Genomic DNA, 16,920 nt, shown 5'->3' with positions numbered 1-16,920 from the left:
CGCGTTCGGTCACACTCGGAAAATTGTCGATACCAGTCACTCTGTGAGGTTCCATGTCATCGCTGCTACGGCGCAAGCCGCTCGATTCCGTCACCGTCCATGAAGCCGGCAGGAGCCTGGTTCGTACCCTCAGCTGGCCGCACCTTATCGCCATGGGCATCGGTGCCATCGTCGGTACCGGCATCTACACGCTGATCGGCGTGGGTGCCAATCTCGCCGGCCCCGCGGTGCTGATCTCCTTCGCTATCGCCGGTGCGGTCTGCGCCTGCGCGGCGCTGTCCTACGCCGAGTTGTCCACCATGATGCCGGCCGCCGGCAGCGCTTATACCTACAGCTACACCGCGCTGGGCGAAATCTTCGCCTGGGTGGTCGGCTGGAGCCTGATCCTGGAGTACTCACTGGTGGTGAGTACCGTGGCAGTGGGGTGGTCCGGCTATTTCGTCGGCTTCCTGGAATGGATACACGGCAACACCGGCATCGACCTTCGGCTGCCGTTGGCGCTCTCGGCCGGCCCGCACGTGGAAGGCGGCGTGTTCAACCTGCCTGCGGTGCTCATCACCTGGGTGGTCGCCGGCGGTCTGATGCTGGGCACCAAGGAAAGCGCCACGCTCAATGCGATCCTGGTGGTGCTGAAGATCATCGCGCTGGGCGTGTTCGTCGCCGTGGCGCTGCCCGCGTTCGATTCGGCCAACCTGCACCCGTTCATGCCGCACGGCTTTGCCAAGTCGCTGGGTCCGGATGGCGTGGAGCGTGGCGTGATGGCCGCGGCCGCCATCATCTTCTTCGCCTTCTACGGCTTCGATGCCATCTCCACCGCGGCCGAAGAAACCAAGAACCCGGGCCGTGACCTGTCGATCGGCATCATCGGTTCGATGGTCGGCTGCACCATCATCTACATGCTGGTGGCGCTGGCCGCCGTTGGCGCGATGAGCTACGCGGTGTTTGGCAGCAGTGCCGAACCGCTGGCCCTGATCATGCGTGAACTGGGCCAGCCCAAGGCGGCGGCGGTCATCGGTGTGGTGGCCATCGTTGCGCTGCCCACCGTGCTGCTGGCCTTCCTGTTCGGCCAGAGCCGCGTGTTCTTCGTCATGGGCCGCGACGGCCTGCTGCCGCGCGGCCTGTCGGCAGTGAACAAGCGCACCGGAACCCCGGTGGCCACCACGTTGTTCAGCGCTGCCGTGGTCTCGGCCCTGGCCGGCGTGGCGCGGCTGGACGAGATTGCCGCGCTGGCCAATGCCGGCACGCTGGCGGCCTTCACCGCCGTGGGTATCTGCCTGGTGGTGATGCGCAAGCGTGCACCGGATGCCAAGCGCACCTTCCGCACGCCGATCGCCTGGTTCATCGGCCCGGCCGCAGCGCTGGGCTGCATCTACCTGTTCATCAGCCTGCCGAGCAGCACCCAGCTGTACTTCCTGATCTGGAACGTGATCGGCCTGGCCGTCTATTTCCTCTACAGCCGCCGCAATGCGCTGATCGGCCGTTGAGGCCGTGACGGTAAGGGTGCCGGGCGTTGCCCGGCACCCCCCGATCATTTCTTGCTGGCATGATCCTGCGCCTGCTGCAGCACACGCAGCAGGTTGCCACCCCAGATCCCCGCAATCTGCTTCTCGGTGTAGCCCTTGCGCAGCAGCCAGGCGGTGATCTTCGGTAGGTCGCTCACGTCCTGCAGGTCGGTAAGCCCGCCGCCGCCGTCCCAGTCCAGCCCGATACCCACATGCTCGGGGCCGACCACGCCCAGGATGTGTTCGAAGTGGGCGAAGAAATCGTCCAGGGTTGCCTTCCGCAGCGGCAGGCGCTGGTCGATCTCGGCCAGGCCCTGCTTCAGCTGCACGCCCTGGGCCATGCTCAGGTCGTCGTAATCGGCGCCGATCTGCTTCATCAGCGCGTCTTCGGCCTGCTTGCGCGCGTCGTTCTTGCCGGTGTCGATCAGGTAGCCGCCATAGGCGTTCACCTGGATCACCCCGCCGGCCCTGGCGAGCTGCTTCAGGCGCACGTCGTCCAGGTTGCGCGGGTGGTTGTAGATTGCCTTGGCCGAACTGTGCGACAGCACGAACGGCACCGGCATGCGCTGGATCAGGTCATCGAACACCGCATCGGAGGCATGCGACTGGTCGATCACGATGCCAAACCGTACCGCCTCGTCCACCAGTGCCTTGCCGGCCGGGCTCAGGCCCTTCCATTCGGCGCCTTTGGTGTCGGTGGCCGAATCGGCGAACTCGTTGTTGGCAAAGTGCACCGTGCTGAGCAGGCGCAGGCCGGCCTGGTGGTAGAAGCTGAGCAGCGTGGGGTCGTCGACCAGCGGGCTGGCGTTTTCCATGCTGATATACACCACACGCTTGCCAGCCGCCTTGATCCGGGCGGCATCGTCGGCGGTCAGTGCCAGCGCGAAGGTCTCCGGATGCGCAGCGAGCATCTCGCGGATTTCCATCAACCGCAGCAGGCCCGCATCGCGGTCGTGCTGGTGTGCGGCCGGGCTGCGGTCGCCCTGGTCGGTGTAGATGGCCCAGAACCCGCCGTCCAGCGCGCCATCCACCATGCGCGGCAGATCCACCTGCGACAGCGCGTTGTGGTCGTGTCGCTGCTGGATGTCGAAGCCTTCCCGGTGGAAGTTCGCCGGCGTGTCCAGATGGCTGTCGAGGGTAAGCAGTTTCTTCTGCAGGGTGGCAGCGCGCGCAAGCTCCTGCGCGCCGAACTCGATGGCGTGGGCCGACAGCGGCGCGCACAGCGCCAGTGACACCAGCAGGGACAGGCTGCGCAACGTCATGACGCCTCACTTTAGATTGGAATGCGTCAGACCATAGCAAAGCGTACCGACCAACGGTCGGTACCTACCCTGCCATTCCGCGGTAGGTGCCGACCGTTGGCCGGCACGCGAAGGTCAATCCAGCACGCGGCAGAACACGGCCTTGAGGTAACGCGATTCCTGCACGTGGGCCATGAACGGATGATCCGGGCCGGCGCCGGCGACCTTCAGGATCTGGATGGTGCGGCCGGAGTAGAACGCCGCGCGGCGCAGCATGTCCAGGAACTGGTCCTCGGCCACCAGGCCGGTGCACGAGAACGTGGCGAACAGGCCACCCGGCTTGACCACGCCCAGCGCCAGCTTGTTCATGTCCAGGTACTTCTTCAGCGCAGTGATCACCTGGTCGCGGTCGCGGGTCATCTTCGCCGGATCCAGGATCACCACGTCGAACTGCTCGCCGCGGTTGGCCGCGTCGCGCAGCCACGGGAAGATGTCGGACTGCACGAAGCGCGGGCGCACGTTGTTCAGCCGCGCATTGCCCTTGGCAATGGCGATCACGTCTTCGTCGATGTCGATGCCCAGCACATCAGAGGCACCGCGCGCGGCCGCGTACACCGCAAAGCCACCGGTGTTGCAGCACAGGTCCAGCACCGACTTGCCTTCCACTTCCTGGCTCAGCCACTGGCGGTTTTCGCGCTGGTCGGCGAAGAAGCCGGTCTTGTGCGCGCCGGCCGGGTCGGCGCGGAACTTCACGCCGTACTCGGTGATGACCGCTGCTTCGGTGGTGGTGTTGCCGTGGAAGTCGAAGCTTTCCTGCTTCTGCACGTGTTCGTCGGCGAAGCTGTGGAAGCGGCAGCCCGGGAACTGCTCGCGCAGCGCTTCGTACACCCACTCGCGGTGGCGGAACATGCCGGCGGCGAAGAACTCCACCACCACCAGGTCGCCGTAGCGGTCCACCACCAGGCCGGACAGGCCGTCGCCCTCGCTGTGCACCACGCGCCAGGCATCGGAAATCGTGTCCAGCTTCAGGACATCACGGCGCAGCGACACCGCCTGGGCGATCTTCCGCGAGAACCAGCCGGCATCGACGGGGACGCGCTGGTCGGTCTCGAGGATACGCACGGCGATGCGCGAATGACCGTTGTAGAAGCCACGCCCGATCCACTCCCCATCCACGCCGACCACGTCGACGATGGCGCCGGGTTTCGGGCGGACGGCGGGCTTTTCGACCAGTTTCTGGAAGATCCACGGGTGGCTGGAGCGCCAGGCGTTTTTAAGGCGGACAACGGGATTGGGGACAGTATTCATCTGCCTATTGTAGACGGGCCCTATGGCCCGGCAGGCCGCCCATTTGACGCCAACCCATTCAGCCCGCAGAATCGGCGCCAGAAGGGGAGTAGCTCCCAGACGTTGTCGCCGTCAATTCGAGCCCGCAGGCTCCGGTGCAACGGCAGTCCCACCCGGTGGGACTGCGAGCGAGACCTTCGCCGTATGGCGAAGCTCTGTCCCCGGATCCCCTCCGATCCTCCGTTGCAGATCCTCGCCGTCCGGCTTGAGGCATTTCATTCATTCAACGGACAAACTCATGCAGACGATCGGTAATTTGTGGTTGTGGGGCGGCTTCGGCGCGGTGGTGATCATCGCGCTGCTGGTCGATCTGGTACTGATGCGACACGGCGGCCCGCACAAGGTGACCTTCAAGGAGGCCCTGTGGTGGTCGATCGGCTGGGTGGTGCTGGCCCTGGCCTTCAACGGTGGCCTCTGGTACTACCTGAACGAGACCGCCGGCCAGGTGGTGGCCAACAAGGTCGGCCTGGAGTTCCTGACCGGTTACCTGGTCGAGAAGGCCCTGGCGGTGGACAACATCTTCGTGTTCCTGATGATCATGGGTTACTTCGCGGTACCCGAGGAACAGCGGCAGAAGGTGCTGATCATCGGCATCCTGGGTGCGATCGTGCTGCGTACGATCATGATCTTCGCCGGCAGCGTGCTGCTCACCAAGTTCCATTGGCTGCTCTATGTGTTCGGCGCGTTCCTGCTCTTCACCGGCTGGAAGATGTGGTTCTCGGCCGGCCAGGAGCCTGACCTGGAGACCAACCCGGCCCTGCGCTGGATGCGCAAGCACCTGCGCCTGCTGCCCGATTACGCCGGCAATGCCATGAGCGTCATGCGCGACGGCAAGCGCTGGTACACCCCGCTGTTCGTGGTGCTGATCCTGATTGCCGTCACCGACGTGATCTTCGCGGTGGACAGCATCCCGGCGATCTTCGCGATCACCACCGACCCGTTCATCGTGCTCACCTCCAACGTGTTCGCGGTGCTGGGCCTGCGCGCCATGTTCTTCCTGCTGGCCGGCATGGCCGACCGCTTCCACCTGCTGCCGTACGGTCTGGCTCTGGTGCTGGCCTTCATCGGCGCCAAGATGATGCTGATCGACATCTTCAAGATCCCCACCCCGATCTCGCTGGGCGTGGTTGCGGTGATCATCGCCGCCACCGTGGTGTTGAGCCTGAAGAACCCGCCGAAGACCGGCGACGCGTAACCCTGATCGCCGCCGGCGGGATTGTCCCGTCGGCGGCACCTCTGTCTCCCGTCGCGTTGCCCTTGTGTTCAGGCTGGCGCGACGCAATCCCTTTGGGTATGAACGCCAACCTGCCCCTGCCTGCCGGCGAGCCGCCGGTCTCTCCCCGCAACGACCGCGGCCGCGTGGTGCGGGCATTCAACCTGAGCCTGGCCTTCGTGCTGGTGCTGGTGGCGGTGTTCACCGCGCAGGGCCACTTCGATTGGCGCCCCTGGGCCGTGGCCCCGCTGGAAAGCGACGGCCTGCTGGGCATCCTCGGTGCGCCGCTGCTGCATGGCTCGGTCCAGCATCTGGCTGCCAATAGCTTCGCTCTATTAATTCTTGGCACTTTGGCAGGCAGCGTCTATCCAAAGGCGACCCTGCGGGCCTTCCCGCTGCTGTGGATCGGCTCCGGGCTGGGCGCCTGGCTGCTCGGCGATATCGGCAGCCGCCACCTCGGCGCCAGCGGCATCACCCACGGCCTGATGTTCCTGGTGTTCGTGCTGGGCCTGCTGCGCCGCGACCGCCCCGCCATTGCCGCCGGCCTGATCGCCTTCCTGTTCTACGGCAGCATGCTCATCACCATCCTCCCGCATGAGCCGGGTGTGTCCTGGCAGTCGCACATGGGCGGTGCCTTCGCCGGCATCATCAGCGCGCTGCTGTTCCGCCTGTCCGACCCGATGGCCCCGCGCAAGCGCTACAGCTGGGAAGAGGAAGACGAGGACGCGCTGGAGGCACAGCGCGACAGCGACCTCGAGCCGCCCTCCCCGCACCGCGTGCCGGTGCTGTGGCAGCCGCGCGAAGGGCAGGATTTCGTCGTGTTGCCGTTCCGCCCGCGGGATTCGGATTCCTCCCGGTAGGCATCGCAAGGAACGGTAATGCCGTTCCTAACGTCGCTTGCGACGGCCCGAAGGGTGCCCGCCAACGGAGGGCATACCGTTGGTCGATGCGCTGCGTGCCGATTCTCCGTACCGACCAACGGTCGGTACCTACCTGCGCGGCGTCGTTTTTACGGGGTGCCATCCACCGCTTTGCGCCCCAATGCCGGATCATCGGTGAAAAACGCATCGATCCCGGTGGCCAGGTAGGCGCGCATCTCCGCCACCGACCCGTCGGGATTGCGCGTGTTGGGCTCACCCTTGCGGAATTCGGCGGCCATGAAGGCATTCTCCGGCCGGAACGTATACGGCACCACCATCAGGCCTACCGCGTGCGCATCGCGCACCAGTGAGGTCGGCGGGCCGAGGCGACCGTTGGCATCCAGCGGAATCACCATGCGCAGGCTGGGTCCAATGCCATCGGCATAGCCGGCGATCTGGTCCAGCCCGGCGGGCGTGATCATGTCGACATAGCGCTGGCTGCCCTTGGCGGCGAGCACGTCGCCCGGCTGCTGCTTCGGGTCGCCCAGCAGTTGCAGCAGGCGGATGTTGCTGTCGCGGCCGAGCTTGGCGCGCAGATAGCGCAGGTTGCCCACCTCGAACGACTGGATCGTCACCGGGGCCACCCGGGTATACGGGTTGGCCTGGAGGGTTTTCACCAGCAGGTCTTCCATCGGCAGGCCGATGCCCTTGAAGTAGGTGCCGTGCTTGATCTCCGGCACCAGCCCGATCCCGCGCCCGGCGCGACCGGCCTGCTGGACCAGGAAGGTGACGATCTCGTCCAGCGTGGCAATGCGGAACTGGCCGTCGAAGGCAGTGCTGCGCAGCTGCGGCAGGCGCTCGCGGGCGTACAGGGTCTTCAGCTCGGCCAGGGTGAAGTCTTCGGTGAACCAGCCTTCGATGCGTTCGCCATCGATGGTCTTGGTCGTTCTGCGGCTGGCGAACTCGGGATGGGTGGCCACATCGGTAGTGCCACTGATCTCATTCTCGTGCCGAGACACCAGCACCCCATCCTTGGTCATCACCAGGTCCGGCTCGATGTAGTCGGCGCCATCGGCAATGGCCTGCGCGTAGGCGGCCAGGGTGTGTTCGGGCAGCAGCGCGCTGGCGCCGCGATGGCCGTACACCGCCGCCTTGCGCGGCGCGGGTGGGGAAGATTCAGCGCTCATGGCCACCGATGGTGCCACGGCCAGCGAGAACAGCAACGCACAACCCCACAACGACTTCGACACTGCAAACCCCTGTTGGTACCGCCCCGCCGACGCGGCGGGGCCGGAGACGTGGCGCATTCTGCCAGCGCGGTGTTACAGCCGGAAGAAGAGGTTACTTCCCGATACAGAAGCTCGAGAAAATCCGCCCCAGCAGGTCATCGGCGCTCATCCGTCCGGTGATCTCGCCCAGCGCCTCATGCGCCAGCCGCAGCTCCTCGGCGGCCAGCTCCAGGTGTTCATGCACCAGCTCTGCTTCGGCGCGCTCGGCGTGGCCGAGCGCCAGAGTGATCGCTTCCACGTGGCGGGCGCGCGCGGAGAACTCGCCTTCCACGCTGTCGCCGGCGCTGCCGCTGGCCAGCTCGCGCAGGCGTGTGTGCAGGCGGTCGAGGCCCTGGCCGGTGGCGGCCGAGACGTGCACCACGTTGGCATCGATGTCGGCCGGCAGTGCCTCGAGCAGGTCGCTCTTGTTGTGGATCCACAACTGCAGCGGCACGTCGGCGATGGCATCGGCCACGGCGGCGTGGCCGGCCTGCGGGTCGCGCGCATCGAGCACGATGATGGCCAGGTCGGTGCGCTGCATCTCCGCGCGCGCACGCCGCATGCCTTCGCGTTCAATGGCATCGCCGCCATCGCGCAGGCCGGCGGTGTCGACCAGGGTGAGCTCCAACCCATCAATGCGGATCGTTTCGCGCAGGGTGTCACGGGTGGTACCGGCAATGTCGGTAACGATCGCGCGTTCGCTGCCGGCCAGCGCATTGAGCAGCGAGCTCTTGCCTGCGTTGGGCGGGCCGACCAGCACGGCGTGCAGGCCATCGCGCAGGCGGCGGCCGCGTTCGGCATCGTCGCGCAGCGTCGCCAGCGCCAACTGCACTTCGCCCAGGCCCTGCCGAACCTGATCGCCGCCCAGGGTGTCGAGTGGTTCGTCGGCGAAGTCGATCGCGGCTTCCACATGGATGCGCAGGCGCACCAGCTGCTCGCCGGCATCTTCCACGCGGCGCGAGAACACGCCGTCCAGCGAGCGCCGCGCCGCGCGCGCGGCACGGGTATCGCTGGCCGCGATCAGGTCGGCGATGGCCTCGGCCTGGGCCAGGTCGAGCTTGCCGTTGAGGAAGGCACGTTCGCTGAACTCCCCTGGCCGTGCCTGTCGCGCGCCGAGCGCGATGCAGCGGCCGACCAGCTGCTGCAGCACCACCGGGCTGCCGTGGCCCTGCAGCTCCACCACGTCTTCGCCGGTGAAGCTGCGCGGATTCGGGAAGTACAGGGCGATGCCGTCATCGAGCACCTCGCCGGCGGCATCGCGGAAGCGCGCGTAGTGCGCGTGCCGCGGCTGAAGTTGCGGGCAGCCCAGATCCACGGCGATGCGCAGCGCCTGCGGGCCGGACACGCGCAGCATGCCCACGCCGCCGGCACCGGGCGCGGTGGCGATGGCAACGATGGTGTCGGTGGCGGCGTTCATGGCTCAGAGCTTCTCCAGCTGTGCGCGGGCCTGGGCAGCGCCGCTGCCCTGCGGCTGCAGCGCCAGGTAGGTGGTGTAAGCCTGCCTGGCCTTGGTCTTGTCGCCGGCGTGGAAGTAGGCATCGCCCAGGTTGAGGTGGGCTACCGCGCGTGACGGGTCGATCTTCAGGGTGTTTTCCAGCCAGCGTGCCGCCTCAGCGTAACGCTGCTGGCGGTAGTAGACGAAGCCGAGGTTGTTGGCCGCCTGGGCGAAGTCCGGTCGCAGCTTCAGCGCTTCGGTGAACTGAGCAACGGCCTCGTCATAGCGCTTCTCGCGGTACAGCTGCAGGCCCCGGTCGTTGGCCTGCTGCGCGCGCTGGCGGTCGGAGGTCGGCACGGCGGCCGGCACCACCAGCGTGCTCTTGCCGCCCTGCAGGTCGGCCACGGTCACCGGCGCCTCGCCAGCGGGCTTGGCGTCCTGCGCGGCATCCACCCGGTTGTTGAGCGCGATCGCGTCCGCCGAGAGCTGGCGGGTATCGGCAGTGAGGTATTCCTGGCTGTCGGGCACCTGGAACACGAACTCACCGCCCTGCGAACCAGGCAGGCTGCCGAACGCCGGGGTCTGCCGCGACACCGCCGACACCGCCGGCGCCACGTAGGCTGCCAGTTCGGTGCCGGTGATCAGGCCATCGCCATTGAGGTCGCCCTTGCCTGCCAGCGCCTGCAGCAGCACCCAGGTGAACACCGAATGGCCGTTCGGGCCGCTGTCGGCCACCTGCTGGTCGCTGCCGCCGGCGGTGAGCATCTGCCGCGCGCTGCGCTTGGCGTTCTCGCGCAGGAATGCCGACGACGAGGGACCGCCTCGGGTCAGGCCCAGGCCGCTGTAGCAGGCATCCATCACGAACATCACGTGCTTGGCCTGCATGCTTTCGGCGATGTTCTGGATGTCGGTCATCGCGATGGCATCGGTGGCGAACTCGTTGGGGTCCGAATCCACCGGGATGATGTAGCCCAGGTCGCGGCCCGACGCCAACCGGCGCGTGGCGCCATGGCCGGCGAAGAACACGAACACGCGGTCGTTGCGCCCGGTGCGGTCATCGGCCAGGCGGTCGTGGAAGGCGGCCAGGATGTTGTTGCGGGTGGCCTGTTTGTCCTTCAGCACGATCACCTGCGAGGACGGGAACCTGAACTGCCCGGTCAACGTATCGGCGATGGCCTGCGCATCGTGGCTGGCGTATTCCAGCCGCGGCCACTTGGCGTACTCGTCGATGCCGATCACGATCGCCCACGACTTCTCGTAGCCGGTGGTCACGGTGGCTTCGCTGGCAGCAGCGCTGCGCGGGCGGCTGACGGTGAACTCGCGGCCATTCCAGCCGGCGAACTGGTAGCCCTCGGCAATCAGCCGGTCCAGGATCTGCGGCAGTGCCTTCACCGCGCGGTCGTGGATGTCGTGGAACAGGATGATCCCGCGCTGTTCCTTCTGCACCTGGCCCAGCACGCGCTGCACGATCGATTCGGGCACCGGGTCGGCCCAGTCCATCGAATCGATGTTCCACATGATCGACTTCAGGCCGGCCTCGTTGAGCAGCTGCAGGCCTTCGGCATTGCGCGCGCCATAGGGGAAGCGGAACAGCGGAGCGCGGCGCTTGTCCACGTCCTTGAGCAGCGTGTCGGTCACCAGCACCTGCTGGCGCAGCGCCTCGCCGGTGGTACGTGACAGCTGCGCGTGGGTCAGGCTGTGGTTGCCCACCGCGTAGCCCTGTTCCATCAGGTTGCGGCTGATGCCGGCCATCGGACCCAGCTTCACGCTGCCATCGGCATGCACTTCGCCCAGGTTGCGGCCCACTTCGAAGAACACGCCCGGAACGTCGTAGCGCTTGAGGATGGCCACCACTTCGTCGGTGTAGGCCTTGTGCGGGCCATCATCGAAGGTGAGCACCACGGTCTTGGGCGGCAGGTCGCGGCCGAAGATCTCGCGGTCGCTGTCCTTCATCGACATCGGATAGGGCTCGATCACGCCGTAATCGCGCAGGATCGCCTCACGGCTGTACTGCTTGTGCAGGTGGGCCAGGTAGTCGTCCCACTTCTCGCGCTTGAGGGTGATCGCGCGGGTGCGGTCGAAGCGGCTGAAGATGTTGGTGATTTCCTGGTTGTAGTTGCGCTCGATCTCATCGAGCGCGTCCAGGTCCTCGCCCACGCGCTGGTGCAGCTTCACCGCCGGCAGCGAGGAATCGGTGCCGATGCGCTCGTGCAGGTCGCGCAGCACTTCGCGGAACGCCAGGCGGTCGGCGTCGTACAGCTCCGGCGCCGATTCAATGTAGTCCAGCACCGTGCCCAGGGTGGCAAACCGCTGCGGGCTGCCGCCGCGCAGCAACGCATCGAACTGGGCGGCAATGGACTGGCGCTGGTCCAGCCCGTCGTGGAACAACTGCTGGCCGATGCGGCTGGAGGTGTCACGGTCACGCGCGGACTGCTGCGCTTCGTCGGCCAGCAGCACGATGATGCGGCGGTGGCCGTCGAGCTGCTTCTGCAGGGCGGTGAGCAGCGGCGCGGCCGCGGGATCGGCGGAGGCCGCGGCCTGCGCGCTGGGCTGCGTCGGGGTCGGCGTTGCCGGGGCGGCGGGGTCGTTGTTGCCGCAGCTGGCAACGGCCAGGGTCAGCAGCAGCAGGGACGGCAGGCGGAACAACGACGACGCACGGGGCATGGGGGGCTCGGTGAGGTGCTGCGGGTGGGTGAGTGCAGGCGATTGTATCGCCGGCAAAGAAAAACCCGCCGGAGGGCGGGTTTTTCAGGGGTTTTATTTTTTGGCGGTGGCCGGGACCGGGTCGCCGCCGTGGCGCTTGGTCATCCACCACTGCTGCAGCAGGCCCAGGCCGCCGTTGACCACCCAGTACAGGACCAGGCCGGACGGCATGAAGGCCATCATGACGCCGAAGATCAGCGGCATCATCTGCATCATCTTGGCCTGCATCGGGTCCATGCCCGGCGCCGGGGTCAGCTTCTGGGTGGCCCACATCACCGCCACGTTGATCACCGGCAGGATGAAGTACGGGTCGCGTGCGGTCAGGTCCTGGATCCAGCCCAGCCACGGGGCCTGGCGCAGTTCAACCGATTCCACCAGCACCCAGTACAGGGCAAAGAAGATCGGCATCTGGATGAGGATCGGCAGACAGCCGCCCATCGGATTGATCTTCTCCTTCTTGTACAGCTCCATCATCGCGGTCTGGAACTTCTGGCGGTCATCGCCATAGCGTTCCTTGAGCTGCGCGATGCGCGGCTGGAAGCGACGCATCTTGGCGCCGCTCTTGTACTGCACCGCCGACAGCGGGTACAGCACCAGCTTCAGCAGCACTACCAGGCCGACGATGGCCCAGCCCCAGTTGTTGACGACCTTGTGGACCTGGTTCAACACCCAGAACAGGCCCTGGCCAATCACGGCCATGATCGAGAAGCGGCTGTAATCGACAACGCGATCCAGGCCCGGCACATCTTCCTTGGCGATCTGGTTGACCAGCTTCGGGCCCACCCACAGGCGTGCCTCGCTGCTCACCTGCTGGCCCGGGGCCACGGTGAAGGCCGGGCCGGTGGCCTGGATCTGGTCGCGGCCATCATGCTGGGACAGCGAGTAGTTCGCGGCCTGGTCCTTCTGCGGCACCCACGCGGTGAAGAAGTGGTGCTGCAGCATCGCCACCCAGCCACCGGTGACCTGCTGGTTCAGCGGGCCATCGTCCAGGTAATCCTTGAAGGCGCGGCGCTGGTACTTGCCGTCCTTGTCGAACCAGGTGGCGCCGTTGAAGCTGAACGAGTCCGGGTTGGTCATGCTGCGCGACAGGATCGTCGGCGTGCGGTCCAGGGTGCGGTAGACGTAGCCGCTCCACGGGGCGGTGCCGGCGTTGATCACTTCGTCCTTGACCTTGACCGCGTATTCATTGCGGTTGACGGTGAAGGTGCGGCGGATGCTCACGCCGTTCGGACCATTCCACGCGAACGGGATCTGCAGTTCGTTCTGGCCCTTGGCCAACACGAAGTCCTTGGCATCGCCCACCAGCGTGAAGCCGTTGGCTTCCGGCACCGGCATGCTCTTGTCCTGGCTGGTCCAGCCGGTCACCGCGCGGTACGGGTGGGCCGGGTCTTCGGTCAGCAGGCGCACCGGCGGGCTGCCGTCGTCCTTGGTCTGCGGGAACTGCAGCAGCTCCGCATCCAGCACGGAGCCGCCGTCGAGCACCAGGCGCAGCACGTCGGTGGTCACGGTCACGCGCGGCGCGCCGGCCTGGGCCTGCGCGGTCGGCTGGGTGGCCGGGGCGCTGCCCGGGGCCTGCGGCACGTTGGCACCGGGCACGGCGCCCGTTGCACCCGGCACCGGTGCCTGGGTCTGGGCGGCCACCGGGGCGGTGGGCGCCGGCTGGGCCTTGTCGCTACCCCACTGCATCCACAGCAGGATGGCCACCATCAGCCAGGCAACAATCAGGAAAACGCGGGTCTGGTTCATCAGCGTGCAGGCTCGACGGGGCCGGCAGCAGGTGCCGGCTCGGACTGGGAAAGGGGTGCAACCCCGGGCGGCGGCATTGTGCCGTCCGCGCCCGGCATGGGCAATGCGCCCAGCCGGCGCAGCAGGCGCTCGAAGGCCTGGCGGATCTCGGAATTACTTGCGGTACGGGCGGAACTGCGGGCAACCACGACATAATCGCCGGACGTCATCCACGGCCGTAGGTGGCGGGTGGCGTCGCGCAGCACTCGCTTGATACGGTTGCGACCCACGGCTCGGGGATCGACTTTGCGCGAAACGGCAAGACCCAGCCTGGCCGGCGTGTCGCTCTTCAGCCAGTGCAGGGTCATCAGCGGTTCGGACACACGGCGGGCGCCGTTGAAGACCGTTGTATATTCGGCACGCGTACGAACCCGCGCAGAGCGAGGAAATCGCTTGCGCGGGTCGGAACTGCTCACAGTCAGGATTGCGTCTGCCGCGGGAAGCGGCATTGCAATCAAGCGCTCAGGACTTTACGGCCCTTGGCGCGGCGACGCGACAGGATCTTGCGGCCGTCAGCGGTCTTCATACGGGCACGGAAGCCATGGTCGCGCTTACGCTTGAGGTTGCTGGGTTGGAAAGTGCGCTTGGTGGCCATGCGGGCCTCTATATGAAGGGGACGGAAAGAACCGGAAATTCTATAGACCTACCCCGGGGCGCGTCAAGCCCATGTCACTACGGGATTTCACCGGCCTGTGCAATAGCTGTGGATCATTTTGTGAATAACTTCGGGACAACCATTCCCGGCACCCCGCGTCGGTGGTAGGCTGCGCCATCCATTCTTTCCCCTTCCGGCCTGCGGCACGGCGGCTTTCTGCGCCCCAACCGCCGGCCCCAGACGATTATTGCCGATGGATGCCTGGTCCCGTTGTCTCGAACGCCTTGAGGCGGAGTTCCCGCCCGAAGATGTTCACACCTGGTTGAAGCCGCTGCAGGCCGATCTGCGCGCGGACAGCCTGGTGCTTTATGCGCCAAACGCCTTCATCGTCGACCAGGTCCGCGAGCTGTACCTGGCGCGGATCAAGGAACTGCTGGCGCACTTCGCCGGTTTTGGCGACGTTTTTCTTGAAATCGGCTCGCGTCCGCGGGCCGTGGAGGCGCAGATCGCGCCGATTCCGGGCCATTCCGCGCCCGCTGCGCCGGTTGAGCCGCTGGTGCCGTTCGCCGGCAACCTGGATTCGCACTACACCTTCACCAACTTCGTGGAAGGCCGCAGCAACCAGCTGGGCCTGGCCGCAGCGTTCCAGGCGGCGCAGAAGCCGGGCGACCGGGCGCACAACCCGCTGCTGCTGTACGGCGGCACCGGCCTGGGCAAGACCCACCTGATGTTCGCCGCCGGCAACGCCATGCGCCAGGCCAACCCGGCCGCAAAGGTGCTGTACCTGCGCTCGGAACAGTTCTTCAGCGCCATGATCCGTGCGTTGCAGGAAAAAACCATGGATCAGTTCAAGCGCCAGTTCCAGCAGGTGGACGCGCTGCTGATCGATGACATCCAGTTCTTCGCCGGCAAGGACCGAACCCAGGAAGAGTTCTTCCACACGTTCAACGCCCTGTTCGACGGCAAGCAGCAGATCATCCTCACCTGCGACCGGTACCCGCGCGAAGTCGAAGGCCTGGAAGCGCGCCTGAAGTCGCGGCTTGCCTGGGGCCTGTCGGTGGCCATCGAGCCGCCGGACTTCGAAACGCGCGCCGCGATCGTGCTGGCCAAGGCCCGCGAACGCGGTACTGAGATTCCCGACGATGTGGCGTTTCTGATTGCCAAGAAGATGCGCTCCAATGTCCGCGACCTCGAAGGTGCGCTCAATACCCTGACCGCCCGTGCCAACTTCACCGGCCGCGCGATCACCACCGACTTCGCCCAGGAAACCCTGCGCGACCTGCTGCGTGCCCAGCAGCAGGCCATCAGCATTCCCAACATCCAGAAAACCGTGGCCGACTACTACGGGCTGCAGATCAAGGATCTGCTGTCCAAGCGCCGGACCCGGTCGCTGGCCCGTCCGCGACAGGTCGCCATGGCGCTGACCAAGGAGCTGACCGAGCACAGCCTGCCGGAAATCGGCGATGCCTTTGCGGGTCGTGACCACACCACGGTGCTGCATGCGTGCCGGCAGATCCGGACGTTGATGGAGACCGACGGCAAGTTGCGGGAAGACTGGGACAAGCTGATCCGGAAGTTGAGCGAATGATGCATGCACGGCGCATAGGCGTCATCGCATAAAACGGTGCAAAATCCGGGTGTAAGCGAGGGACAGGCTGTGGATAAAAAACCGGTTTGAGTTGGCGGGATTTTTATCCACAGGCTTCCCCACCCCTTGGGGGGTAGTAGTGCAGAGGGTTTCGAGGCGATAAAAGCCTTTATTTACAAATGCTTAGATGTGTTTTCCCGCAATTCTGGCTCTACCATCACCACCAAGCTTTTGATTTATTCCACATCTTTTTAAAGCATAGGGGCACGGAACCACATGCGTTTCACACTGCAGCGCGAAGCCTTTCTCAAGCCGTTGGCACAAGTCGTCAACGTGGTCGAACGCCGCCAGACCTTGCCGGTTCTGGCTAATTTCCTGGTCCAGGTCCAGAACGGGCAGCTGTCGCTGACCGGTACCGACCTGGAAGTGGAGATGGTGTCGCGGATCGCGGTGGATGATGCCCAGGACGGCGAGACCACCATCCCGGCACGCAAACTGTTCGAGATCATCCGCGCCCTGCCCGACGGCAGCCGGATCACCGTCTCGCAGACCGGTGACAAGATCACCGTGCAGGCCGGCCGCAGCCGCTTCACCCTGGCAACGCTGCCGGCCAATGACTTCCCGTCGGTGGACGAAGTGGAAGCCACCGAGCGCGTGGCCATCGGCGAAGCCACCCTGAAGGAGCTGATCGAACGCACCGCGTTCGCGATGGCCCAGCAGGACGTGCGCTACTACCTCAACGGCCTCCTGTTCGACCTGCGCGGCGATGCGCTGCGCACCGTTGCCACCGACGGCCACCGCCTGGCGCTGTGCGAAACCGATCTGGAAAAGGCCAGTGGCGCCAAGCGCCAGATCATTGTTCCGCGCAAGGGCGTGACCGAACTGCAGCGCCTGCTGGAAAGCGGGGATCGTGAGATCGAGCTGGAAGTCGGCCGCAGCCACGTGCGCGTGAAGCGCGACGATGTGACCTTCACCTCCAAGTTGATCGATGGCCGCTTCCCGGATTACGAGGCCGTGATTCCGATCGGTGCCGACCGTGAAGTGAAGGTGGATCGCGAAGCCCTGCGTGCCTCCTTGCAGCGTGCCGCGATTCTGTCCAACGAGAAGTACCGCGGCATCCGCGTGGAAGTCTCGCCGGGCAACCTGAAGATCAGCGCGCACAACCCGGAACAGGAAGAAGCCCAGGAAGAGATCGAAGCGGATACCACCGTGAGCGATCTGGCCATTGGCTTCAACGTGAACTACCTGCTGGATGCCCTGTCCGCACTGCGCGACGAGCACGTGGTCATCCAGCTGCGCGACTCCAACTCCTCGGCCTTGGTTCGCGAAGCCAGCAGCGAGAAGTCGCGCCACGTGGTGATGCCGCTGCGTCTCTGACCGGAT

The 16,920-nt window shown here is 65.9% G+C and carries 13 protein-coding genes; 5 read left to right on the top strand and 8 right to left on the bottom strand.

Annotation, left to right across the window (positions count from 1 at the left end; all coding sequences use genetic code 11):
- The first annotated feature begins 53 nt into the window (after nucleotides 1-53).
- Entirely contained in the window at nucleotides 54-1,484 is a 1,431-nt protein-coding gene (locus QE395_RS18675; RefSeq protein ID WP_306990338.1) for an amino acid permease, read from the top strand.
- A 44-nt stretch (nucleotides 1,485-1,528) separates the two neighbouring features.
- On the opposite strand, the gene QE395_RS18670 is transcribed toward QE395_RS18675, so the two are convergent.
- Complete coding sequence (locus QE395_RS18670) at nucleotides 1,529-2,764, bottom strand: dipeptidase (protein ID WP_306990336.1); 1,236 nt, start codon at nucleotides 2,762-2,764, stop codon at nucleotides 1,529-1,531.
- A gap of 114 nt (nucleotides 2,765-2,878) precedes the next feature.
- Nucleotides 2,879-4,051, bottom strand: coding sequence for a class I SAM-dependent rRNA methyltransferase (locus QE395_RS18665; protein ID WP_210132876.1), 1,173 nt, complete (start codon nucleotides 4,049-4,051; stop codon nucleotides 2,879-2,881).
- Between the two features lie 277 nt (nucleotides 4,052-4,328).
- Here QE395_RS18665 and QE395_RS18660 point away from each other — a divergent pair, with 277 nt between their 5' ends.
- Both QE395_RS18660 and QE395_RS18655 read left to right on the top strand, forming a co-directional pair.
- Nucleotides 4,329-5,285 (top strand): TerC family protein, encoded by a 957-nt coding sequence (locus QE395_RS18660; RefSeq protein ID WP_184126365.1) that lies wholly within the window; start codon nucleotides 4,329-4,331, stop codon nucleotides 5,283-5,285.
- Between the two features lie 98 nt (nucleotides 5,286-5,383).
- On the top strand, nucleotides 5,384-6,163 hold the full coding sequence (locus QE395_RS18655; RefSeq protein ID WP_217537875.1) for a rhomboid family intramembrane serine protease: 780 nt from the start codon (nucleotides 5,384-5,386) through the stop codon (nucleotides 6,161-6,163).
- 149 nt (nucleotides 6,164-6,312) lie between these two features.
- Here QE395_RS18655 and QE395_RS18650 read toward each other — a convergent pair whose 3' ends face one another.
- From QE395_RS18650 to rpmH, 6 genes are all read right to left on the bottom strand, one after another.
- Nucleotides 6,313-7,350 carry a glycerophosphodiester phosphodiesterase gene (locus QE395_RS18650; protein WP_306990563.1) on the bottom strand — a complete coding sequence of 346 codons (1,038 nt, stop codon included), beginning with the start codon at nucleotides 7,348-7,350 and terminating at the stop codon, nucleotides 6,313-6,315.
- A 154-nt stretch (nucleotides 7,351-7,504) separates the two neighbouring features.
- Entirely contained in the window at nucleotides 7,505-8,848 is a 1,344-nt protein-coding gene (gene mnmE, locus QE395_RS18645; RefSeq protein ID WP_306990330.1) for a tRNA uridine-5-carboxymethylaminomethyl(34) synthesis GTPase MnmE, read from the bottom strand.
- A 3-nt stretch (nucleotides 8,849-8,851) separates the two neighbouring features.
- On the bottom strand, nucleotides 8,852-11,530 hold the full coding sequence (locus QE395_RS18640) for a polysaccharide deacetylase family protein (RefSeq protein ID WP_306990327.1): 2,679 nt from the start codon (nucleotides 11,528-11,530) through the stop codon (nucleotides 8,852-8,854).
- 93 nt (nucleotides 11,531-11,623) lie between these two features.
- Nucleotides 11,624-13,315, bottom strand: a complete 1,692-nt coding sequence (gene yidC / locus QE395_RS18635; protein WP_306990325.1) for a membrane protein insertase YidC — start codon at nucleotides 13,313-13,315, stop codon at nucleotides 11,624-11,626.
- Nucleotides 13,315-13,803 (bottom strand): ribonuclease P protein component, encoded by a 489-nt coding sequence (gene rnpA, locus QE395_RS18630; protein ID WP_083214014.1) that lies wholly within the window; start codon nucleotides 13,801-13,803, stop codon nucleotides 13,315-13,317. Before rnpA ends, yidC begins: the two co-directional genes overlap by 1 nt.
- Before the next feature lie 5 nt (nucleotides 13,804-13,808).
- A complete protein-coding gene (rpmH, locus tag QE395_RS18625; RefSeq protein WP_006404565.1) occupies nucleotides 13,809-13,949 on the bottom strand; it encodes a 50S ribosomal protein L34 in 141 nt (46 codons plus the stop codon).
- A 253-nt stretch (nucleotides 13,950-14,202) separates the two neighbouring features.
- Between rpmH and dnaA the strand changes: the two genes are divergently transcribed.
- Together dnaA and dnaN are read left to right on the top strand one after the other, a co-directional pair.
- Nucleotides 14,203-15,537 carry a chromosomal replication initiator protein DnaA gene (gene dnaA / locus QE395_RS18620; RefSeq protein ID WP_306990312.1) on the top strand — a complete coding sequence of 445 codons (1,335 nt, stop codon included), beginning with the start codon at nucleotides 14,203-14,205 and terminating at the stop codon, nucleotides 15,535-15,537.
- A gap of 276 nt (nucleotides 15,538-15,813) precedes the next feature.
- Nucleotides 15,814-16,914: a DNA polymerase III subunit beta gene (gene dnaN / locus QE395_RS18615; protein WP_068848019.1), complete on the top strand. Its 1,101-nt coding sequence runs from the start codon at nucleotides 15,814-15,816 to the stop codon at nucleotides 16,912-16,914.
- Nucleotides 16,915-16,920: the final 6 nt, after the last annotated feature.

The organism is Stenotrophomonas sp. SORGH_AS_0282 (genome assembly GCF_030818125.1).
In the GTDB taxonomy this organism is placed as follows: domain Bacteria; phylum Pseudomonadota; class Gammaproteobacteria; order Xanthomonadales; family Xanthomonadaceae; genus Stenotrophomonas; species Stenotrophomonas rhizophila_A.
The sequence above is the reverse complement of the archived record's forward strand: the minus strand, read 5'-3'. Positions and strand labels throughout refer to the sequence as shown.